General features: G+C 69.5%; 16 protein-coding genes and 1 pseudogene. 11 read left to right on the plus strand and 6 right to left on the minus strand.

Features of this window, described 5'->3' with window-relative positions; all coding sequences use genetic code 11:
* A partial coding sequence (locus FNH09_RS31945) for a thioesterase II family protein (RefSeq protein WP_238427231.1) occupies positions 1-193 on the plus strand: 193 nt, incomplete at its 5' end.
* Here FNH09_RS31945 and FNH09_RS49000 read toward each other — a convergent pair.
* Positions 141-479 carry a DNA-processing protein DprA gene (locus FNH09_RS49000; RefSeq protein WP_476691273.1) on the minus strand — a complete coding sequence of 113 codons (339 nt, stop codon included), beginning with the start codon at positions 477-479 and terminating at the stop codon, positions 141-143. The genes FNH09_RS31945 and FNH09_RS49000 overlap by 53 nt on opposite strands.
* A gap of 277 nt (positions 480-756) precedes the next feature.
* Here FNH09_RS49000 and FNH09_RS31955 point away from each other — a divergent pair, with 277 nt between their 5' ends.
* Both FNH09_RS31955 and FNH09_RS31960 read left to right on the plus strand, forming a co-directional pair.
* Positions 757-1,029, plus strand: a complete 273-nt coding sequence (locus FNH09_RS31955; RefSeq protein WP_152893395.1) for a hypothetical protein — start codon at positions 757-759, stop codon at positions 1,027-1,029.
* 1,603 nt (positions 1,030-2,632) lie between these two features.
* Positions 2,633-3,535, plus strand: a complete 903-nt coding sequence (locus FNH09_RS31960) for an NAD(P)H-binding protein (RefSeq protein ID WP_152893396.1) — start codon at positions 2,633-2,635, stop codon at positions 3,533-3,535.
* Between the two features lie 122 nt (positions 3,536-3,657).
* On the opposite strand, the gene FNH09_RS31965 is transcribed toward FNH09_RS31960, so the two are convergent.
* Positions 3,658-4,254, minus strand: coding sequence for a TetR/AcrR family transcriptional regulator (locus FNH09_RS31965; RefSeq protein ID WP_152893397.1), 597 nt, complete (start codon positions 4,252-4,254; stop codon positions 3,658-3,660).
* A 184-nt stretch (positions 4,255-4,438) separates the two neighbouring features.
* Here FNH09_RS31965 and FNH09_RS31970 point away from each other — a divergent pair, with 184 nt between their 5' ends.
* Together FNH09_RS31970 and FNH09_RS47235 are read left to right on the plus strand one after the other, a co-directional pair.
* Positions 4,439-6,070 carry an MFS transporter gene (locus FNH09_RS31970; protein ID WP_420802793.1) on the plus strand — a complete coding sequence of 544 codons (1,632 nt, stop codon included), beginning with the start codon at positions 4,439-4,441 and terminating at the stop codon, positions 6,068-6,070.
* 39 nt (positions 6,071-6,109) lie between these two features.
* The gene (locus FNH09_RS47235) at positions 6,110-6,334 is read left to right on the plus strand and encodes a hypothetical protein (protein WP_162469393.1); all 225 of its coding nucleotides are present in this window, start codon (positions 6,110-6,112) and stop codon (positions 6,332-6,334) included.
* 186 nt (positions 6,335-6,520) lie between these two features.
* Here the strand turns inward: FNH09_RS47235 and FNH09_RS31980 are convergent, their stop codons facing one another.
* Entirely contained in the window at positions 6,521-6,763 is a 243-nt protein-coding gene (locus FNH09_RS31980) for a metal-sensitive transcriptional regulator (RefSeq protein WP_152893404.1), read from the minus strand.
* A gap of 531 nt (positions 6,764-7,294) precedes the next feature.
* On the opposite strand from FNH09_RS31980, the gene FNH09_RS31985 reads away from it, so the two are divergent.
* From FNH09_RS31985 to FNH09_RS32010, 6 genes are all read left to right on the plus strand, one after another.
* On the plus strand, positions 7,295-8,680 hold the full coding sequence (locus FNH09_RS31985; protein ID WP_162469395.1) for a rhodanese-like domain-containing protein: 1,386 nt from the start codon (positions 7,295-7,297) through the stop codon (positions 8,678-8,680).
* Between the two features lie 137 nt (positions 8,681-8,817).
* Positions 8,818-9,402 (plus strand): rhodanese-like domain-containing protein, encoded by a 585-nt coding sequence (locus FNH09_RS31990; protein ID WP_152893399.1) that lies wholly within the window; start codon positions 8,818-8,820, stop codon positions 9,400-9,402.
* A gap of 245 nt (positions 9,403-9,647) precedes the next feature.
* On the plus strand, positions 9,648-10,013 hold the full coding sequence (locus FNH09_RS31995; RefSeq protein WP_152893400.1) for a rhodanese-like domain-containing protein: 366 nt from the start codon (positions 9,648-9,650) through the stop codon (positions 10,011-10,013).
* Positions 10,010-10,753, plus strand: coding sequence for a sulfite exporter TauE/SafE family protein (locus tag FNH09_RS32000; RefSeq protein WP_152893401.1), 744 nt, complete (start codon positions 10,010-10,012; stop codon positions 10,751-10,753). The genes FNH09_RS31995 and FNH09_RS32000 overlap by 4 nt, the downstream gene beginning before the upstream one ends.
* Before the next feature lie 79 nt (positions 10,754-10,832).
* The gene (locus tag FNH09_RS32005; protein WP_152893402.1) at positions 10,833-12,101 is read left to right on the plus strand and encodes an MFS transporter; all 1,269 of its coding nucleotides are present in this window, start codon (positions 10,833-10,835) and stop codon (positions 12,099-12,101) included.
* Between the two features lie 218 nt (positions 12,102-12,319).
* Positions 12,320-13,588 carry an IS256 family transposase gene (locus FNH09_RS32010; protein ID WP_202919792.1) on the plus strand — a complete coding sequence of 423 codons (1,269 nt, stop codon included), beginning with the start codon at positions 12,320-12,322 and terminating at the stop codon, positions 13,586-13,588.
* Positions 13,589-14,419: 831 nt separating this feature from the next.
* Here the strand turns inward: FNH09_RS32010 and FNH09_RS49635 are convergent.
* The 3 genes and pseudogenes from FNH09_RS49635 to FNH09_RS32025 form a co-directional block, all read right to left on the minus strand.
* Positions 14,420-19,081, minus strand: a complete 4,662-nt coding sequence (locus tag FNH09_RS49635; RefSeq protein ID WP_162469397.1) for a WD40 domain-containing protein — start codon at positions 19,079-19,081, stop codon at positions 14,420-14,422.
* 4 nt (positions 19,082-19,085) lie between these two features.
* A complete protein-coding gene (locus tag FNH09_RS32020; protein ID WP_162469398.1) occupies positions 19,086-19,448 on the minus strand; it encodes a CU044_2847 family protein in 363 nt (120 codons plus the stop codon).
* Positions 19,449-19,885: 437 nt separating this feature from the next.
* Positions 19,886-20,332, minus strand: a pseudogene (locus tag FNH09_RS32025) (transposase family protein); the annotation flags it as partial.
* Positions 20,333-20,804: the final 472 nt, after the last annotated feature.

The raw sequence follows: 20,804 nt of genomic DNA on the forward strand, positions 1-20,804 counted from the left end.
CCGCCCACCCCTGAGCACCCCCCTCACGGTCCTCACCGGCGACACGGACCCCCAGGTCACCCCGGACGAGGCAAGGGCCTGGTCCCGCCACACCACGGCCGCCTTCACCCTGCACACCTTCACAGGCGGCCACTTCTACCTCAACGACCACATGCCCCAGGTGCAGGAGGTGCTCCGGGACATCCTGGTCTGAAGTGCCGCCGGACCCGAGCATCACGCCGCGGCTCGCCACGGCCATGAATCCGCGGCCACGGCCCCCGTTTCGCCCGCTGTGCCCGTCCGGCACGGGCCAGGCCGGCCGGGGCGGACGCCTTCGAGGGCGGCGCGCCCGGCCAGAACCGGCAGAGGACCGGGCGGGCGCTCCGCGCCGGACAGGAACACCGCAGACCGGTACCGATGACGGCGACGGTGCGGCCGCCGACAGCGAGCGCCGTGCCACGCACGGCGGTATCGACGCCGGCGGCCGGCCCGCCGACCACCGTGACACCGCGCCCGGCGAGCCCGCCCGCGACGACGCGCGCACGGGCGATGCCCTCCGGGCGGGGGTACGCGTGCCGACGACCGCGATTCGCAGATCGTCCTCAACCGGTGCACCGCGCAGGAACAGCAACGGCGGACGCTGGTGGACCAGCCTCAGCCAGAGCGGACAGTCCTCGTCCAGGATCACCACCAGCCGCATGCCCTGTGCTGCCCACGCAGACCGGTCTGGGGCTGCCGGGCGCAGTGACGCAGCTTTGTGTGCCGCGGGTGCAGGGAATGTCCTGCCGGACCGCCGAGCCCGTACCGCGCCTGGGTGACCGCGAACCGCGCGTCCTGCTCGCTCAGGTGCGGGAAGGCGAAGCCCGTCGGCCGCTGGTGGCCCGGTTCGCCGCCATGGGCTTCGAGCGGTCACCGGGCGCGCTGAGCCCCTCGGTGTTCTGGTGGCGCGAGGGCGGCTTTACCCAGGTCGCCACACAGGACGACGCCGGCCTGCACATCAAACTCACCCGGGAGGCCATGGACCTGACAGCACGTTTGGCGGGCGGGTAGCCAGACCTGGCTCGACATGCACTCTCGCAGTCACTTCGAAACACCGCCGGTCTGCCGCAGTCCTCGGTGGCAGACCGGCGCCTGCGCTTCGGTCTCGGCGTCTCGGCTGCGGCGGGGTGACCGGCCGGGTGCCGCAGCCGTGGCCCCGGGATTCGATGCGGCGGTGAGTGGATCTGCGTCGGCAGGCCGTGGGGCCGGACCGAATCGAGCAGGTGTTTTGCCCATGGCCGTGATGCACTTCGGCGAGCGGCCGCAATCGCTCCACCGTGTCCACCGGGGAGGCCATGGGGGCTGCGTGCTGCCTCGGCCACTGCTGATGCGGTACGGCAGTGGAGCGCAACAACCACAGCCGCCGACCACGACCCGTAGCGTTTCTCGAGGACCGAACGGCGGCCTGTATGAGCCTTCTTGACTGATCTCTGCAGAGCCGGGGATCACAAGGCTCTGGCATCCACGGCAGATTGCGACAGGGCGGGGACCGCGGGGATGATCCGCTCATGCGTATGCGACGAGAGGTCCGCTGGGTCTTGTGGGGGTTGTGGCTTGCGTGTCTGGTGTTCTCCATCTGGTTCTTCACCACGGCAGTCACACTGTTCCTGCAGGCCGAGTCGTGGTGACGCCGACGCAGTGGCGGACGGTCCGGGCGCGGTCGGCGTCAGCGATGTGATCTTGCGTCAGTTCGATACGGGTGTGCGGTACTTGTTGGCCCTGTTCTGATTGTCAGTGGTGCGCACTATCTGTGAAGGACGCCTTCTGTGCACTGCTGTCGGGTAGGGGACATCTGTGGCTAACGGGGGATGGCATTCGGGACTGCAGCGGATTGTCGAGCTCGACAAGGAAAGGCTTCTGCAAGGCTGAACTGAGCGGGGTCAAGAGTCCGCGCATGTGCGTACCGAAGCGCCGTGGCCCTGACGGTGTCCGGCGCTTGCGCGCCGTCCATCTGCCGACCGTGCACCAGATGGCAGCGCAGGAGAGCGACAGGCACAAGGCCGGCCGTGAAGGACTTCCTGGCCCGCACCGGACAGACGGCCGGCCTCGATGTCCTGGTGGAGAAGACGACCAGGAACCGGACGTCCCGACCGGACGTGACGATCATCGGTGCCGGCGGAGTGAGCCTGGGATGCGAGGCGCAGTACTGCAACGCCGGCGCGGGTACCGTGCTGCGCCGGTCCGGTGGCCTTCGTCAGGCCGGTGACGCTGACCGTGGTGCCCTTCTCGCGGGACGTCGAGGGGTGGCGGCTGCGGCGCGCTGCCGGTTCTCCCGCGCCTGGGTTCGGGCGGTTCAGGGAACCCCCCTCCAAGATAGATGGTGCTTGACATCTATCTTGGCCTCCGTTTAGATTTTTAGAAGCATCTATTTGGGGTCGGTGGGGTCACCTGGCGGGTCGGGACGTTGCGCCGCCGTCCGCCGTCCGCCGTCCGCCGTCCGCCGTCCGCCGTCCGCCGTCTGGAGGCGGACGGCCGGAGCCGGCCGTCCGCGGAGCCGCTGACGTCGTCGGCGGGATCGGCGGTGATGCCGGCGGGGCCGTCCTGCCGGCGGTTCTGCCGCCGCTCCGGCCGCACCTGAACCTCGTTGTTCCGTCATCTCGAAGGAGTCCGGCCGATGGTCGCCAGCAATCTTGTTCTCATTCCCGGTTCCGGCGGTGTGGGCCGCGCGGTCTTCGAGGATCTGCGTGCCCACGGCGTGCCGGTGCGGTTCATGGTCCGGCGCGAGGACGAGCGGGCGGCCGAGCTGCGGGCGGCCGGCGCCGAGGTCGTCATCGGTGACCTGACCCGGCCCGAGACGGTGGCGGCCGCCTTGCAGGGTGTGGCGCGGATGTATTTCGCGATGGCTGTGTCGCCGGACCACCTGCTTGCGGCGGCCGTGGTGGCCTCTGTCGCCAGGGAATACGGGAAGCTGGAGGCGTTGGTCGACCTGTCGCAGATGACGGTGTCGCAGATGACCGCCACCAGCACCGGGGAGTCGCATCAGCAGCGGCTGCACTGGCTGGCCGAGCAGGTCTTCGACTGGTCGGGTCTGCCGGTGGTGCACATCCGGCCGACGGCCTTTTTGGATACTCCGCTGTTCACGATGATGGCGGCGCGGTCCATCCAGGAGAGCGGGACGATCGCTCTGCCGTTCGGCGCGGGGCGTACCTCGCCGGTCGCAGTGCGCGACGTCGCCCGCACTGTCGCCACCGTGCTGCGCGCCCCGGCTGCCCACGTCGGGCAGGTCTACGAGCTGACCGGACCCCGCTCGGTCGACATGAGTGAACTGGCCGCGGAGTTCTCGCGGGCGCTGGGCCGCCCGGTTTCCTATGTGGATGTGCCCGCGGACAGGTGGGAAGCCCAGCTTGTGAAGATGGGGATGGCGCCGCACCTTGTCCAGCATGTCGCCACGATGGCCCGGCTGCACCGGGAGGACCGCTATCACCGCACTGCCGACGGCGTCCAGCGGGTGACGGGCGCTCCCGCCCAGTCGATCGAGGAGTTCGTGGCCGCCCGCAAGGACTTCTACCTGGGCTGAACCGCAAGGGCCGGCTCACCACCCTGGTGAGCCGGCCCTCGCGCTGCATCCGCGGGCAGCCGCCTCCTGCCGTGCGTTCGCCCCGGATCCGGAGCTGTCCGGCCGGCCCGTCCGGCTCGCGGTCAGCCGGTGCCCTGTGGTGCGGACCCTTCGGTGGTGTCCCCGGTGAGGGCCGTGCGCGCGGCGTGCAGCAGTTCTTCGGAGATCGGGTTGCCCCGGGTGGCGCGGGCGAGGGCGAGGGCCCCGACGAGGGTGCACAGCTGGGCCATGCCGTCGTCGTCGCTGGTGGCCAGGCGGGCTGCGCGGTTGCGGATCCCGTCGATGTAGAGGTCGCGGGAGCGGGCGGCCCGGCCGGGTTCGCGCCCCAGGTCGGCGGCGAATCCGGAGACGGGGCAGCCGTCGCCGGGGTGGTCGCGGTGCCAGGGCGAGAGGTAGTCCTCGATCATTTTCTGCCGGGCGGCCTCGTGCTCTTGGGGGGCTTCATCGGGGCCGGCCGCCGCGGAGTGCGCCTCCTGCCCGGCGAAGGCGTGGGCGATGGCCTCGTCGACCAGGTCGTCCTTCGAGGCGAACTGTTTGTAGAACCCGCCGTGGGTCAGTCCGATCGCCTTCATCAGGTCGGCGACGCTGACCGCGGTGCCCTCCTCGCGGAACATCCGGGAGGCGGTGGCGACGACGCGCTGCCGGTTCTCCTGCGCCTGTGCCCGGGACACACGGCCCATGGAATCACTCTCCTCAAATGGATGTCACTTGCCATCTATCCTAGCCCTCTGTTTAGATTTGTATCAACATCTATTTTGGGTGTCCGGGACCCGGCAACCCAGGCAGGGCCTCTTCCTGCCACGACCCGGCACCGACGCCCTGCGCCAGGCAATCACCGAACCACCGACAGCCTTGGAGTCCCCCGTGGCATCACCGCCCGCCCCCGCCGAGTCCTCCACGCCTAAGGCGCCCGCACCCTCCACGGCGCCCGTCCAGCGGCGTGTCTCCGAGGTGGTCCACCGCCGGCGCTGGGCCATCCTGGCCGTGCTCGCGTGCAGCCTCCTGGTGGTGATGCTGGACAACTCGATCCTCAACGTGGCGACCAGGACGATCGCCCAGCCCGCACCGGTCGGACTCGGCTCCACCCAGAGCCAGCTGGAGTGGGCGGTCAACTCCTACACGCTGGTCTTCGCCGGGCTCCTTTTCACCGCGGGCCTGCTCGGTGACCGCCTGGGCCGCAAGAAGGTGCTGCTCTTCGGCATGGCGGTGTTCGGTGCGGGATCCGTACTCTCCGCGGTGTCGGACTCCTCCGGGCAGCTCATCGCCTTCCGCGCAGTGATGGGCTTCGGCGGCGCCTTCATCCTGCCCGCCACCCTCGCGATCATCATGAACGTCTTCGAGCCCGCGGAGCAGCCCAAGGCCATCGGCATCTGGACCGGCGTCGTCGGCTTCGCCATCGCCGCCGGCCCCATCACCGGCGGCCTCCTGCTCCAGCACTTCTGGTGGGGCTCGGTCTTCCTGGTCAACGTGCCGATCGTGGCCGCCGCGATGACAGCCATGGCAGCGATCGTCCCCGACTCCAAGGACCCCCGGCCCAACAGGCTCGACCCCGTCGGGGTACTCCTGTCGATCGCCGGTCTGGCACTGCTGGTCTACGGCATCATCAAGGGCGGCCAGCTGGGCGACTTCACCAAGCCCGAAGCCTGGGCAACGATCCTCGCCGGTGTCACGGTCCTGGCCGGCTTCGTGGCGTACGAGGCCCACAGCGACCACCCGGCCCTGGACGTCACCTACTTCCGCAACCGGCGCTTCTCCGCCTCCGTCGCCGCCATCGGCCTGGTCTTCTTCGCCCTCATGGGCGTCACCTTCTTCAGCGTCTTCTACAACCAGAGCGTGCGCGGCTACACCGTCCTGCAGTCCGGCCTCCTGGTGGTGCCACTGGCCGTCTCCCAGATGTTCTTCGCACCGCGGGCCCGGCTGGTCGTCGCCCGCTTCGGCATCCGCGCCGTCTGCGCCGGCGGTCTCGTCCTGACCGCCGTGGCCTTCGCCGGATTCCTGCTGCTCGGCCAGGACACCCCCATCTGGGTGCTGGAAGTGCTGTTCTTCCTGATGGGCACGGGCATGGCGCATGTGATGCCCCCCGCCACCGTCATGATCATGTCGTCACTGCCGCGCGAGAAGGCCGGCTCCGGGTCCGCGGTCAACAACACCTTCCGGCAGGTCGGCGGAGCCATGGGCATCGCCGTACTGGGGTCACTGCTGTCCACCACCTACCGCAACGGCATCAACGGCCACTTGGACGTGCTGCCCGCCTCCGACCGCCACGCGGCAGGCGAATCCGTACAGGCGACCCTCGCCGTCGCCGAGAAGCTGGGACCAGCCGGCCGAGCCCTGATACAGCCCGCACACGACGCCTTCATCCACGCCATGCACATCACCGCCACAGGCGCGGCGGCTGTCGCCCTGGCCGGCGCGGTCGTCGCCCTGATCTTCCTGCCGGGCAAAGCTGCCGCCCCGACCGCCGACGAAACCAAGCCTCAGCGCCACACCGCCTGAAGGCAGTTGGTGCCCGCAGAGGTACCGGCACTTCCACGGTTGACGTCCGAGTCGGTCGCCGCCCAGCTGGACGGTGTGGGACGCCTCGGGCACGTCGTCTTCGACGGCGCGCACGCACCGGTCGAGCTCGACGAGGCGGCAGGCGTCCGCCTCACGGGACTGGACGCCACCGTCGCGGTCGGCCGTTTGAACGGCCCCGGCGAGATCAGCACCCTCAAGGGCGACCTGACTGTCACCGAGGCCGCAGGCGGCACGCCACGCTGAGCACGCAGCAGGGCGGCATCACCGTCGGTGCCGCCCGAGGCATCCCGGCCACCCTGGACGCCGGTACCGCCTACGGCCGGATCCACAACACCCTCAAGAACACCGGCAACACCAGCCTGGCCGTCGAGGCGACCACCGCCCACGGTGTTGAGGGGAGACGGCCGTGTCGCGTGGCCCCGCTGATGGTTACGCCAAGGCGAGGAAGAGCTTCTCCAGCTCCTCCTGTGACATGGGCGGGGTGTCAGGGTCTCCTGCGAGGCATTGGCGCATCCCACTGGCGACGATCTTGAATCCGGCCCGGTCCAAGGCGCGGGAGACGGCGGCCAGCTGTGTCACGACGTCCTTGCAGTCGCGGCCCGCCTCGATCATTGTGATCACTGCGGCCAGCTGGCCCTGAGCCCGGCGTAGCCGGTTCAGGACGGGTCGCATCGATTCTTCGTCTACTTGCACGTCATCCTCCTTCAATCTCCGCAACAATACCCCGAGGGGTATTAATCCGGACTTCAGTCGGCCGGCGGCTTGCGCCGCGCGGGGTCTGTGCGGCGGCGGCGCTGAAGCGTGCCCCTCCCGTGGGGGAGTCCAGGAACCCGCCGGTGCGGTTCCCGCGAGGTTCATTCCGCGGGCGGCCTTCGATGGCCCGGTGCCGCGTGTCGCGTCGCCGGGCTTCAAGGTGCCTGTCGGCGCTCGCCCCTGGTTTGTGCTTGCCGGACGGTTCCCCCTCTGCCTCTTGATACCCCCCAGGGTATTTGACAATGCAGGCAGGGCTACGTACGGTCGAATGTGTAATACCCCATGGGGTATCCACTGCGGTCCGGGGGTCGCGGCTGTCGCCGAGTCGAGCCCCGGTGGGCCGAGAGCTGCATTCCGCCCCCGCCCTGTGCGTCATCACCGCGCCAGGCCGCCTCACGCCCCGATTAATACCCCCCGGGGTATAAGCCCTGTCTTGTTCTGGAGGTCTCCGTGTTCTTCTCGCAGTACTACCTCGAGTGCCTGTCCCAGGCGTCGTACATGATCGCCGACGAGTCCACCGGGCAGGCCGTGGTCGTGGACCCGCGCCGGGACGTGTCGGAGTACCTGAGCGATGCCGAGGCTCGCGGCTTCACCGTGGTTGGTGTCATCAACACGCACTTCCACGCGGACTTCGTCGCCGGCCACCTGGAGATGGCCTCCCGCACCGGCGCGTGGATCGGCTACGGACAGCGGGCCGAGACCGAGTACGCGATCCGCAAGCTGGCCGAGGGCGACACCATCAGCCTCGGTGAGGTGACGCTGAAGATCATGGAGACCCCGGGCCACACGCCGGAGTCGATCAGCGTGCTGGTGTACGAGCGTGCCGAGGACGCGGTCCCGTACGGGGTGCTGACCGGTGACGCGCTGTTCATCGGCGATGTCGGCCGCCCCGATCTACTGGCTTCAGTGGGGGTGACCGCCGACGAGCTGGGCGCGATGCTGCACGGCAGCGTGCAGCACAAGCTGATGGGCCTGCCTGACGAGGTACGCGTGTTCCCCGCGCACGGCGCCGGATCCTCCTGCGGCAAGAACCTGTCCACCGAGCGGCAGTCGACGATCGGCGAGCAGCGCGCGACGAACTACGCGTGCGCGCCGATGAGCGAGAAGGACTTCGTCGCGATCGTCACCGCCGGGCAGTCTGCGGCTCCGGGGTACTTCGCCTACGACGCGGACCTCAACCGCCGGGAGCGTGCGCTGTTCGACCCGGCGAGTGCGCCGCAGGCGCTGAGCACGGAGGATTTCCTGGCCCGGCGTGTCGCGGGCGCGGTGGTCGTCGACGCGCGTGACCCTCAGGAGTTCGCCGCCGGTCACCTGCGCGGCGCGGTCAACGTCCCCGCCGACGGCCGGTTCGCCGAACAGGCCGGCACCGTGCTGCCGCTCGACGCGGAGCTGCTGGTCGTGGCACCGGAGGAGCGTGAGGAGGAGATCGTCACGCGGCTCGCCCGGATCGGCTTCGACCACGTCGCCGGGTACCTGGACACCCCCGACGAAGCCCTGGAGGCGATGGCTGACGTGGTCGCCCCGGCCAGCCGTCTGACCGCCGCACAGCTGCGCGCCGAACTGGACGGTGAGAACCCGCCCGTCGTCCTCGACGTCCGCAACTGCGGCGAGCGCGGGGAGAACGGGTTCATCGAGGGTGCCCTGCACATCGCGCTGGGTGAGCTCCCCGGCCGTCTCGACGAGATCCCGCGCGACAAGCCGCTGGTCCTGCACTGCGCGGGCGGTCACCGCTCGTCGATCGCCGCAAGCCTGCTGCGCCACCAGGGCTTCGAGGACGTCTCCGACGTACTCGGCGGCTGGGCCGCCTGGGCCCTGCTCAACACGCCCGCCGCCTGACGCGACACTCTCTCCCTCTTCCTTCAGCTGCCGACGTCCCGCACGGGGCTTCCACGTGCCCTGGCGCCCCTCGCGCGGGCGTGCCGGCTCTCCACCTTCCCGTCCCTGTTTCGTTTCCCCTCCACGGAGTAGTTCTCATGACCACCGACGCCTCCCGCACCCCCGCCTTCACCCCCGCCGCTCTTCAGTACCTGATCAAGACCGGCGACGGCCCCCGCCTGCTCGATGTGCGGACACCCGGCGAGTTCCAGACCGGTCACATCCCTGGTGCCTACAACGTGCCGCTGGACACCCTGCGCGAGCACCGCATGGAGCTGGGGCGGCACCTGGACGAGGACGTGGTGCTGGTCTGCCGCTCCGGCGCCCGCGCCACGCAGGCCGAGGAGGCGCTCGCCGAGGCGGGCCTGCCCAACCTGCGCGTCCTCGACGGCGGCATGATGGCCTGGGAGGCTTCCGGCGCCCCTGTCAACCGCGGTGAGCAGCGCTGGGAGCTGGAACGCCAGGTCCGTCTCATCGCCGGCTCGATCGTGCTCGTCAGCGGCGTCGTGGGCTTCTTCGTCCCCGGCGTGCACCTGATCGGCACCGCGATCGGCGCCGGGCTGACCTTCGCCGCGCTCAGCAACACCTGCGCCATGGGCATGATGCTTTCCAAGCTGCCCTACAACCGCGGCCCGCGCACCGACATCCGAACTGTCATCGCCTCCCTCCGGAACCGGTCGTGAGCATCGCGCACTGACCCTGGCCGGCGATCCCTCCGGTGGGAAGTGCCGCCGCCTCGCTCTTCGACGCCGCCGGCCGTGACGTGGTCGCCGTCGACGAGGCTCCGGCTCCGCCACCGCTGCCGGACTGCCGGTCGTCACCAGATGAGTAGGCAGTCGGCCGATGCCGCACACGTCCGCCGGGCAATCGGTGCCCGCCCTGATTCCTGCATGAACTTCCTGCGCGACTGCATTTGAGAGGTCCTGTGATGTCCCTGTTCTCCCAAGGCGAGAAACGTGTCACCGTCAAGGAGGCCCATAGGCGCACCCAGGGCGCCCACGCCCCGGCCGTCCTGCTGGACGTACGTGAGCGGGGCGAGTGGGACGCCGGGCGGGCGCCCGGCGCAATGCACGCACCGCTGTCTGCTCTGGTCGCGGGGGCCGCACTGCCGCAGGCTGCCCAGGGGCGGTCGCTGGTGGTGATATGTCGCAGCGGAAACCGTTCACAGCAGGCCGTAGAGCTGCTCCGTGCGCGCGGCGCGGACGCGGTGGACGTCAAGGGCGGCATGCAGCAGTGGGCTGGGGCCGGGTACTCGGTCCTCGACGGCAGCGGCAACGAGGGCCTGGTGGCATGACCGCCCTGATCCTCGCGCTCGTCGCCGGAGCCGTCGTCGGCCTGGCACTCGGCGGCCTCGGCGGTGGCGGCAGCGTCCTGGCCGTCCCTGCCCTGACCTACCTGATCGGCATGCCGCCAGCGGAGGCGATCACCGCCAGTCTGATCATCGTCACCCTGACGTCCATCACAGCGCTCACCGGGCACGCCCGCGACGGCAACGTGGTCTGGCGGACCGGGCTGCTCTTCGCGGCGGCGGGCATCGTCCCGGCCATGCTCGCCAGCACGGCCGCCGGCAATCTGCCGCAGGCGGGGCTGACCATCGCCTTCGCCGCCGTCGCAGGACTGGCCGCACTGCGCATGCTGCGCCCCGTACCCGCCCCGGCCGCAGGCGAGGTGCGCCCCTTCAAGGCAGGCGCCGCCGGTGCCGGACTCGGCGCCGTGACCGGGCTGCTGGGCGTGGGCGGCGGTTTCCTCGCTGTGCCGGCCCTGGCACGCGTGCTGAACCTCCCCATGCGCCGGGCCATCGGCACCAGCCTGCTGGTCATCACCATCAACTCGATTGCCGCGCTCGGCGCCCGGGCCGGCACCGGAATACATCTGGACTGGTCCGTCATTGCGCCCTTCACCGCCGCCGCGATCCTCGGCGCCTGGGACGGCAAACGCCACGCACAACGGCTCAGTGGCAACACGCTGCAGCGCCTCTTCGCCTACGCCCTGCTCGCGGTCGTGGCCTTCATGCTCGCTGACGCGCTCCTCTGAACCCTCCGCCGGTTCTTTCCCGCCCGCCGCACCGGTACTGGCCAGGCCCGCCACCCGCACACCGCAAGGACGCCCACCCATGACGCAGACCTCCACGCCCCAGCGGCCCGGCAGGCCCGCCGTGCGCCTCGGGCTGCGGGAGAACCGGCTCCAGTTCACCCTCCTCGTCGTCGTCAACGTCACCGTCGGCGGCCTCGTGGGACTTGAACGCACCACCGTGCCGCTCATCGGCACCGACATCTTCGGCCTGACCAGCGATCTGGCGGTCTTCTCGTTCATCATCGCCTTCGGTCTCACCAAGGCCCTGACCAACCTCGCCGCCGGAGCCCTGACCGCGCGCTTCCGCCGACGGCAGCTCCTCCTCACTGGCTGGCTGCTCGGCGTGCCCGTCCCCTTCATCCTCGCCTGGGCGCCGTCCTGGAGCTGGATCATCGCCGCAAACGTCCTACTCGGCCTCAACCAGGGCCTGGCCTGGTCGATGACCGTCAACATGAAGATCGACCTAGTCGGACCGGCCCGCCGCGGACTGGCAACCGGCCTCAACGAGGCCGCCGGCTACACCGCCGTCGGCGCGACCGCACTGCTCACCGGCTACCTCGCCACCAGCTACGGCCTGCGCCCCGTCCCCGAACTCCTCGGCGTCGTGTTCGTCACCGCCGGCCTGGCCCTGTCCCTCACCGTCCGGGACACCGCCGCCCACATGGCCCTCGAACTCGCCCAGCACCCCAAGCCCCCACCCAGCAGCGAGAAGACCGGCCTGGCCGCCACCTTCATCCGCACCTCCTGGCGCGACCGCTCACTGCGCGGCGCCAGCCAGGCCGGACTCGTCAACAACCTCAACGACGGCCTCACCTGGGGCGTCTTCCCCCTGCTGTTCACCGACCACGGCCTCGGCCTCGCCGCCGTCGGCCTCATCAAAGGCATCTACCCCATCCTGTGGGGCATCGGCCAGATCCCCGCCGGCCACCTCGCCGATCGCATCGGCCGCAAACCCCTCATCGTCACCGGCATGCTCGTCCAAGCAACAGGCTTCATCCTCGCCCTCGCCCTGCTTAGCCATCCTCTGCAAGCCGGCGTCCTGTCCGCCGTAGTTCTCGGCCTGGGCACCGCCATGGTCTATCCCGCCCTCATTGCCTCCGTATCCGACCACGCACACCCCGCCTGGCGCACCAACGCCCTGGGTGCCTACCGTTTCTGGCGCGACATCGGCTACGCCGCCGGAGCACTCCTCGCGGGCATCCTCGCCGACACCCTCGGCCTGAACGCCACCGTCATCGCCGCCGCCATCCTCACCGCCGCCTCCGGCCTCCTCGCCGCCCGCTGGATCACCGAGCGCACCAAGGGCTGAGCCCCGCTCCACAGCAGCGAAAGCCCCGCATCGAACCGAGTGACATGCGCCTGGCCACGAACGACGGAGAGATTTCGTGGGAGTGTCATGAATTAGGTGGGTTCCTTCCACGAAGGAGTCATCTGATGGGTACGACGACGGGTCACACGATCGGGCTGGTCGACGGTGTGTCGCTTGCCAGGGCTGATGAGGCTGCTGAGGGTTCTGGTGTGAAGTCGATGCCGGTGTCGGAGAACGGTCTGTCGGTCGAACTGCTGGAGGAGCTGGCCGCGCTTGCGGCGGAGAAGACGGCTGCCGGCGGCCTGCGGCTGATGGGCGAGGGCGGAATTCTTCCGGAGCTCGCCCAGCATTTGATGCAGGCTGCGCTCGAGGCGGAGATGGACCTGCACCTGGCCGAGGAATCGGCGCGGGCCGGAGGCCGGGGATCGCGTTCGGGCGGCAACATGCGCAACGGGTACCGGGCGAAGAAGGTGATGACCGAGGTCGGTCCGGTGGTGGTGAACGTGCCGCGTGACAGGCTCGGGACCTTCCGTCCCGGGCTGCTGCCGAAATACGCCAGGCGGACCGGCGCCCTGGACGAGATGGTCCTTTCGCTCACCGGGAAAGGACTGACGTCCGGGGAGATCGTGGCTCATCTCGCCGAGGTCTACGGGATGGCCACGTCGAAGGAAACAGTCTCCACGATTACGGACAAGGCTCTGGAATCGATGGCGGAATGGCGTACTCGTCCGCTCGATTCGGTTTATCCGGTGGTGTTCATCGACGCCATCCATGTGCGGATCCGGGACGGTCAGGTCGCCAACAGGCCGGTATATGTAGCGATTGCGGTCACCGCGGACGGGTACCGGGAGATCCTCGGCCTGTGGACCGGGCAGGGCGGCGAAGGAGCCAAGTACTGGCAGACCGTCCTGACAGAGATCCGCAACCGCGGTGTGAAAGACGTCCTCATGCTCGTCTGTGACGGTTTGACCGCACTGCCCGAGGCCGTTGGCGCGATCTGGCCCCAAACCGTCGTACAGACATGCGTTGTTCATCTCATCCGCAACAGCATGCGGTACGCGTCGAGACGGGATACGGCCGAGATCGCCCGCGATCTCAAACCGGTCTACACCGCGGTCGACGAAGCCCAGGCACGGCGTCGGCTGACCGAGTTCGGAGAAAAGTGGGACAGCCGGTATCCCTCGATCAGCGGGATCTGGGAAAGGTCCTGGAATGAGTTCGTACCCTTCCTCTCGCTGCCGCCCGCGATTCGGCAGGTCGTCTACACGACGAACGCCATCGAGAGCCTGAACGCGCGCTACCGGCGGGCGGCACAAGCCTGCGGACATTTCCCGAACGAGACCGCGGCCCTCAAGCGGCTCTACCTCGCCACACTTGCCCTCGATCCAACAGGACGCGGACGGCAGCGCTGGAACAACCGCTGGAAAGCAGCCCTCAACGAGTTCGACGTCCTATTCGACGGACGCCTTACCGCCAATCAGGTATAGGCCGAACCCTCCAAGAGGGAACCTGTAAGCCAAACAGACGAACCACACCTAATTCCTGATAGACCCGATTTCGTCGCCGCAGTGCTGGTCTGCAGGGGAGTGTCAGTTAGGAATCGTCATTTGAATGTCAGTGGCGCAGCCTTGGTGAACTGGTGATTGGCACTGATGAATAGTGCTCACCTGCTGCTGACGTCAGTGACGAAAGTCCAGGTCATTCTCGCGCCGACTGTTATAGCGGCTGAGAGTTTGCACTGGTCACATGTGTGAGCTCCGTACCGAGGTGGTGAGGCCCGTCCGGTCGGCGGTGCGGAACTGTTGGGTGTCCAGCACGAGTTAGCCCTGAAGGCCAGCGCGATGCGCAGGGCGGCAGCGACAGCGCGTGATGCTCCTTGGGCGTCCAGGTCGGCTGGTGCTGGGTCGCAGTGGGCAGGTTGCTGGGGTGGTCCGGCGGTATCACCGCGGGGGCGATGGTACGGGCCGAGGCCGCATGTCGGTCGGAGCCCGTAGGCTTTGAGGGTTCCGCCGCCTGAGCGGATTTCTTCACGAGGGGTGCGGGTGCCGGCTCTTTCTCTTCCCGGTGCTACGGGTGTGCGCGTGGCCGGGGACACCTACTCCACCTCACCTGCTCAAACTGAGGTTGGAAAAGGCTCACGGTCGCTTGCGGCATGTACGCGAGGGCCGGAGGTGCCGATGGCCCTGGGGCTGGTCGATGTCGAGCGGGTTGATGGAGGCAGTAGCGGCTGTGGAGATCGGCTCTGACGGCGGCTCGGGTTGCATGCGAGCAGGTGACCCCGGTTCGACGGTTCGCGTCATCCTGCGGGCGGCGGCACTTCACTCTGGACAGATGGTCTCCGTGGACTGCGTGGGCAGATATGCCGATTTCTCTTCAGGGGTGAGGTCACGGGCAACGGCTTCGCAGATTGCCTTGATTGCGGCCGTCGGCGCGGTGTAGGACCACAGCCGTGCGGTGTTGTCGTTGCTGGCGGTGGCGAGGGTGCGTCCGTCGGGGCTGAACGCCACCGAGTTCACCGCGCTGGTGTGGCCGGTGAAAGTGGTGACGGCCTTGCCGGTGGCCACGTCCCACAGTCGCGCGGTGCGGTCCCTGCTGGCGGTGGCGAGGGTGCGTCCGTCGGGGCTGAACGCCACCGAGTTCACCGCGCTGGTGTGGCCGGTGAAAGTGGTGACGGCCTTGCCGGTGGCCGCGTCCCACAGGCGCGCGGTGCCGTCGTAGCTGGCGGTGGCGAGGGTGCGTCCGTCGGGGCTGAACGCCACCGAGTTCACCGCGCTGGTGTGGCCGGTGAAAGTGGTGACGGCCTTGCCGGTGGCCACGTCCCACAGTCGCGCGGTGTTGTCGTTGCTGGCGGTGGCGAGGGTGCGTCCGTCGGGGCTGAACGCCACCGAGTTCACCGCGCTGGTGTGGCCGGTGAAAGTGGTGACGGCCTTGCCGGTGGCCGCGTCCCACAGGCGCACAGTGTTGTCGTTGCTGGCGGTGGCGAGGGTGCGTCCGTCGGGGCTGAACGCCACCGAGGTCACCGGGCCGTCGTGACTGGTGAGGATAGTGATGGTCTTGCCGGTGGCCGCGTCCCACAGGCGCACGGTGTTGTCGTTGCTGGCGGTGGCGAGGGTGCGTCCGTCGGGGCTGAACGCCACCGAGGTCGTGGCATGGAGGGTGGTGACGGCTCTGCCGGTGCCTACGTCCCACAGGCGCACGGTGTTGTCGTTGCCCGCGGTGGCGAGGGTGCGCCGATCAGAGCTGAAGGCCACCGAGGTCACGGCTTCGACGTGGCCGCTGAAGGTGGTACCGGCCTTGCCGGTGGCCATGTCCCACAGGCGCACGGTGCGGTCGTTGCTGGCGGTGGCGAGGGTGCGTCCGTCGGGGCTGAACGCCACCGAGGTCACCGCGCTGGTGTGGCCGGTGAGGGTAGCGATCTCCTTGCTGGTGGCCGCGTCCCACAGGCGCACGGTGTTGTCGTTGCTGGCGGTGGCGAGGGTGCGTCCGTCGGGGCTGAACGCCACCGAGGTCACCGGGCCGTCGTGACTGGTGAGGATAGTGATGGTCTTGCCGGTGGCCGCGTCCCACAGGCGCACGGTGTTGTCGTTGCTGGCGGTGGCGAGGGTGCGTCCGTCGGGGCTGAACGCCACCGAGGTCGTGGCATGGAGGGTGGTGACGGCTCTGCCGGTGCCTACGTCCCACAGGCGCACGGTGTTGTCGTTGCCCGCGGTGGCGAGGGTGCGCCGATCAGAGCTGAAGGCCACCGAGGTCACGGCTTCGACGTGGCCGCTGAAGGTGGTACCGGCCTTGCCGGTGGCCATGTCCCACAGGCGCACGGTGCGGTCGTTGCTGGCGGTGGCGAGGGTGCGTCCGTCGGGGCTGAACGCCACCGAGGTCACCGCGCTGGTGTGGCCGGTGAGGGTAGCGATCTCCTTGCTGGTGGCCGCGTCCCACAGGCGCACGGTGTTGTCGTTGCTGGCGGTGGCGAGGGTGCGTCCGTCGGGGCTGAACGCCACCGAGGTCACCGGGCCGTCGTGACTGGTGAGGATAGTGATGGTCTTGCCGGTGGCCGCGTCCCACAGGCGCACGGTGCGGTCGTAGCTGGCGGTGGCGAGGGTGCGTCCGTCGGGGCTGAACGCCACCGAGAGCACCATGCTGGTGTGGCCGGTGAAAGTGGTGACGGCCTTGCCGGTGGCCACGTCCCACAGCCGCGCGGTGCCGTCGTAGCTGGCGGTGGCGAGAGTGCGTCCGTCGGGGCTGAACGCCACCGAGGTCACCGCGCTGGTGTGGCCGGTGAGGGTAGCGATCTCCTTGCCGGTGGCCACGTCCCACAGCCGCGCGGTGCCGTCGCTGCCAGCGGTGGCGAGGGTGTGTCCGTCAGGGCTGAACGCCACCGAGAGCACCGTGCTGGTGTGGCCGATGAAAGTGGTACCGGCCTTGCCGGTGGCCACGTCCCACAGGCGCACGATGTTGTCGTTGGCGGTGGCGAGGGTGCGTCCGTCGGGGCTGAACGCCACCGAGAGCACCGCGCCGTAGGCGGGGCCTCTGCGAAGGACCTTGGTACTGCCGGTGGCCACATCCCGTAGGCGCACGATGTTGTCGTGGCTGGCGGTGGCGAGGGTATGTCCGTCGGGGCTGAACGCCACCGAGAACATGAGGCCGCCGTCAGGGATGCGTTGGCGTAGTGGGAAGTTCGCGGCGGTGCTAAGGCTGGCAGCGGCTTCCGCAGTGGGGCTGGTGCGATAGGCGGCGACCGCGAGGAGAGCGGCGAGGTCGGAGTTTGTGCCGCTCAGAGAGGCGGACTGGGCTGCGAGCTGCCGGGACTGGGCGGCCTGCTGGGCGGTGATCGCTGTCTGCCGTTGCCAGAAGGCCACGCCGGAGGCGATCAGAGCGAGGGCGAGGGCAGCGGTCAGGACGGTGTTGAGGCGCCGGCTGCGCCGGACCGCGGTCTGCTGGCGTCGGTGGCCAGCGCTGAGGAAGGCTTTAAGGTCGGCTGGCAGGCGGGGGGATGTCGACCAGTCCATGCCCTCGGCGAGGAGGGTTCCGGCGGGCAGGTCCTGGGGATTGCGGTGTTCCTGCCAGCGGGCGTACTGGTCCTGGAGGCGGTGGCGCCAGGCGTGGAACCGGGCGTCCTTCTTGACCCAGCCGCGCAGGGCGTCCCAGTCTCGGACGAGCGCGTCGTGGATCAGCTCGGCCATCGGGGTCCCCTCCGCGTTGCGCGGCTGCCTGGACTCGCGCACCCGGTAGGTGGTGACGATGCGGTGCCGGCAGAGCACAGCCAGGACTTCGTCGACGGCTCGGGTATCGTCGGCGAGGGCCAGGTCGAGCAGTACTTCGTCGACGTACCCCAGGTCGACCTGGGTGCTGTCAGCGACGGCCAGGTCGCGCAGTTCGTCGAGCGGGAGCTGCTGGCGTGCCGCTGGGATGCGCAGGGCTTCGTCGGCGGGGCGGACCAGGGCCGTCAGGATCCGCTGTGCAATGTCCTTCTGCCGCTGGTCGAGTTCGCGGAGTGCGTCGTCGCACCACTTGGCCAGCGCGCCGGTCACGGCGCCGATGCGGCGGTAGGCGTCGTGGGTGAGGTAGCCATCGTGGTCGAGGCGGCCTTCCCACAACCGGGTGAGGGCGACCTCCAGCAGGGGCAGCACGGTGACCGGCGCCTCGAGGTCCGCTGCCGTGTCGGGATCGAGGGCCAGGACGTCGGAGACGATCCGCTGCGCCAGCCCGGGTTCGAAGCCCACCTGGAGGTCTTTGGCGGGCCCGGTGACGATCGCATCCAGTTCGTCGGCAGTGAGCGTGGCGGGAACGTTGAGCACGCCCCGCGCCTCCAGGGCGACCTCCAGCAGTTCGGGAGCCAGGGAGGACAGCCGGGAGTAGAAGTCGTCGCGCATGACGAGGACCACGTTGAGCGGGGCGTCGCACCGGATCGCCTCGGCGATGTCGGCGAGCGCCTGAAGGGCCTGCGGTTCGGCGGGGGTTGCGAGGAGTTCCTCGAACTGGTCGATGACCAGCACCACGCGGTCGTGGGCCGGGTCGGCGGCCAGCAGCCCGATCACGGCCGCCTCGACCCCCGCAGTTCCGGCTCCGGGCAGGCCGGCCTGCTCGAGGGCAGCCGACAGGTCCGAACCCGGCCGCGCGACCACCTGGCGCCAGCGGTCGCTGCCCGGCAGCCGCCCGGCCGCCAATGCGGGCAGCACCCCCGCCTGGACCAGCGAGGACTTCCCCGACCCGGAGGGCCCAAGCAGCAGCACCACCCGCCGGCCGCCCGCCAGGCCCGCCACCACCCGGCGCACCGCCTCCTCGCGGCCCCGGAACCAACGGGCGTGCTCGGCCGTGAACGGCTCCAGCGCCCGATACGGTGACACGTCGCCCACTTCGAGCGCAGGCCACGCCTCCCGCAGCACCGCGCTCGGAGTGGCGTAGGCGATGCCCTGGCCCCGGTCGTAGCCGTCGGGGACCGTGATCGCGGTGAGCATGCCCGCCACCAGGCCGGTCGTCTCGTCGAGGATCGGCCCGCCGCTGAACCCGGTGGTCAGATCGTTGGCCCCCGTCAGCTGTAGCAGGTCACCGGCACTGTCGGCGCCCGGCAGCACCGCTCCGGCCGTGGCGAACCCGAAGTGGCCGCCCGGCGGAGCCTGCTCGGGGAAGCCAAGCGAGCGAATCCGGTGCCCGCGGCAGCCCGCCGTCGATCCCAGCGACAATGGGGCGGTGCCCGTCGGTACGTGCTCCAGTCGTACCAGGGCGATGTCCTGCTTCTCCGGGTCGCGCCATCCGTCCTTCAGCACCCGCCCCCGCACCGACGGGGCGCCGGGCACACGCGGAAAGACCAGCGACACCACATCACCGGGACCGTACGCGCCGTCCACCAGGACGTGCGCGCAGCTGATCAGCAGATCCTCGGCGATCAGGAAGCCCGTCCCCACCACCGCCCCGTCTCCGTCACACACCTGGGCGACAGCAGCAGTCAGAACATCGGCCTTGGAGGCCTCGTGCTCGGCGTCCACCGGATCAGTTCGAGGTCGCGTCGCTCGTCGCAGGAGATGGCCCGGGGTCGGTGTCGTCCTTGCGCCACACCATCTTCACCGTCAGGTGGCAGTTGGCGGCCGTCTTGGTGATCATCACTCCGGCCTCCGTGGCAAGATCAATCCCGAACTCGACCTCCAGCTCCGTCGGCCGCGCGTCGCGCAACCGGCTCAGCACAGTGCGGGCCAGATCGGTGACCGGCTCCAGAGCCGCGCTCAGCCCCACTGGCAGATCACGGATCGCGTCCCCGACCCGGCCCGCCTTTACCGGCCCAGCCGCACCGTCCGCTGCCTCGACAAGGATCGAGCCCCCACCGTCCAACGGCACCCGCGCCAACTGCTGCCCCACAACAGCCCCTCCCCCTGCCGCCGCCCTCGGCGACCGCACCGACACCGTACTCGTGCGAACACGGCGAAAGAGGGGAAACCGGGATGATCACGCCAGCGGTGTCGGCCGGGTTCAGACCGCCGTGCGTCAGCGCGTACACCAGCCACACGCCGCAGGCCGTGACGGTGAGGCCGCCGAGCAACATGATGGCCCGCCACACGAGCCGATGTCTGCGCCCCCGATTCGCATGGAGGCCATCATGGCCTTCGACACGGGCCGGTCGGCCGTGAATGGACAAAGGCACGACCGCCTGGTATTAGCGATGACAGGTTAAGAAGTTCGGGCCGCTACCAGCACATCGGGTCCGGTCAGGAACTGGCCCTCTCCCGTGTCGGCGATGACTGCGCTGGATCATCGGACAGCCTCTCGGTACCAGACTTCCTGAGCCCTTTCCAACCTCATTTTGAGCAGGTGAGGTGGACGGTGAGGACGGCCTGGATGAGGCTGGTGATGCGGGTGGTGCTGCATCGGAGCTTACGCAGGAGCCGCCAGTTCTTGAGGGTGGCGACGGCGGGTTCGACCAGGGCCCGGATCTTGGCCTGAGAGCGGTTCACGGCCTGCTGGCCTTCGGACAGGTTCTCCCATCGGCCTCGGAACGGCACGCGGACAGCCGGTCTGGCGTCCTGGTAGCCCTTGTTCGCCCAGCACGGGATGCCTGCGGAGGCAAGGGCTTCGAGGATGCCGTGTTTGCGGGTGGCGCGGATGTCGTGGATGACACCGGCCAGGGCGGGTGAAGCCCATAGCAGGCGTCCGGCCGGGTCGGCGAGGACCTGGACGTTCAGGCCGTGCTTCTTGTGTCTGCCCGAGTAGAAGGGCCGGTCGGCGGCGATCCGGTCGATGGGCAGCGATGAACGGGGGCGGTGCGTCAGCGGTGCCGATGACGTAGACGCTGCTGGGCGCGACAGTGCTGCTCGCTGTCTGGTCCGACGGCCTGACCCGGCCGTATCTCCGCTCCGGCTGCGCAGGGGGACACAATCACGGTGGATGATCTCGTCTTGACGGGGTGTTGTCCCGTGGCGAGGCCGGGTTCGTGGCTGTGAGCTTGGGGCGGTGCCCGCCGGATGTGCGTCGGTGCGCCCCACCCCGCGGGCTACGGCAACGACCACTTAGGGCAGCATCTGGCCAGTCGTCGTCTGACCTTGAGGGGCTGTCATGCCGTCCACCTTCCGCGCCGTGTCCACCGTGGCGCTGTCCTGCCTGCTGCTCGCGGGCTGCAAGTCCGCCCCGCTGGACTCCTCCTCGCCCTCCGGGAGCGGTAGCTCGCCCGCGGCATCCTCGGGGGCGGGCGGCGCAGGCCGGGCGATCGCGGTGGGGGCG

Origin of the sequence: Streptomyces adustus, assembly GCF_009377175.1 — a bacterium.
Taxonomy (GTDB): Bacteria; Actinomycetota; Actinomycetes; order Streptomycetales; family Streptomycetaceae; genus Streptomyces; species Streptomyces adustus.

Bases quoted from the DNA above. Each gene is read 5' to 3' on its own strand.
- FNH09_RS31955 (WP_152893395.1), top strand. From the start codon at position 757: ATGTCCTGCCGGACCGCCGAGCCCGTACCGCGCCTGGGTGACCGCGAA.
- FNH09_RS31960 (WP_152893396.1), top strand. From the start codon at position 2,633: ATGGTCGCCAGCAATCTTGTTCTCATTCCCGGTTCCGGCGGTGTGGGC.
- FNH09_RS31980 (WP_152893404.1), bottom strand. From the start codon at position 6,763: ATGCGACCCGTCCTGAACCGGCTACGCCGGGCTCAGGGCCAGCTGGCC.
- FNH09_RS32005 (WP_152893402.1), top strand. From the start codon at position 10,833: ATGACGCAGACCTCCACGCCCCAGCGGCCCGGCAGGCCCGCCGTGCGC.
- FNH09_RS31990 (WP_152893399.1), top strand. From the start codon at position 8,818: ATGACCACCGACGCCTCCCGCACCCCCGCCTTCACCCCCGCCGCTCTT.
- FNH09_RS31995 (WP_152893400.1), top strand. From the start codon at position 9,648: ATGTCCCTGTTCTCCCAAGGCGAGAAACGTGTCACCGTCAAGGAGGCC.
- FNH09_RS31965 (WP_152893397.1), bottom strand. From the start codon at position 4,254: ATGGGCCGTGTGTCCCGGGCACAGGCGCAGGAGAACCGGCAGCGCGTC.
- FNH09_RS32000 (WP_152893401.1), top strand. From the start codon at position 10,010: ATGACCGCCCTGATCCTCGCGCTCGTCGCCGGAGCCGTCGTCGGCCTG.
- FNH09_RS32010 (WP_202919792.1), top strand. From the start codon at position 12,320: ATGCCGGTGTCGGAGAACGGTCTGTCGGTCGAACTGCTGGAGGAGCTG.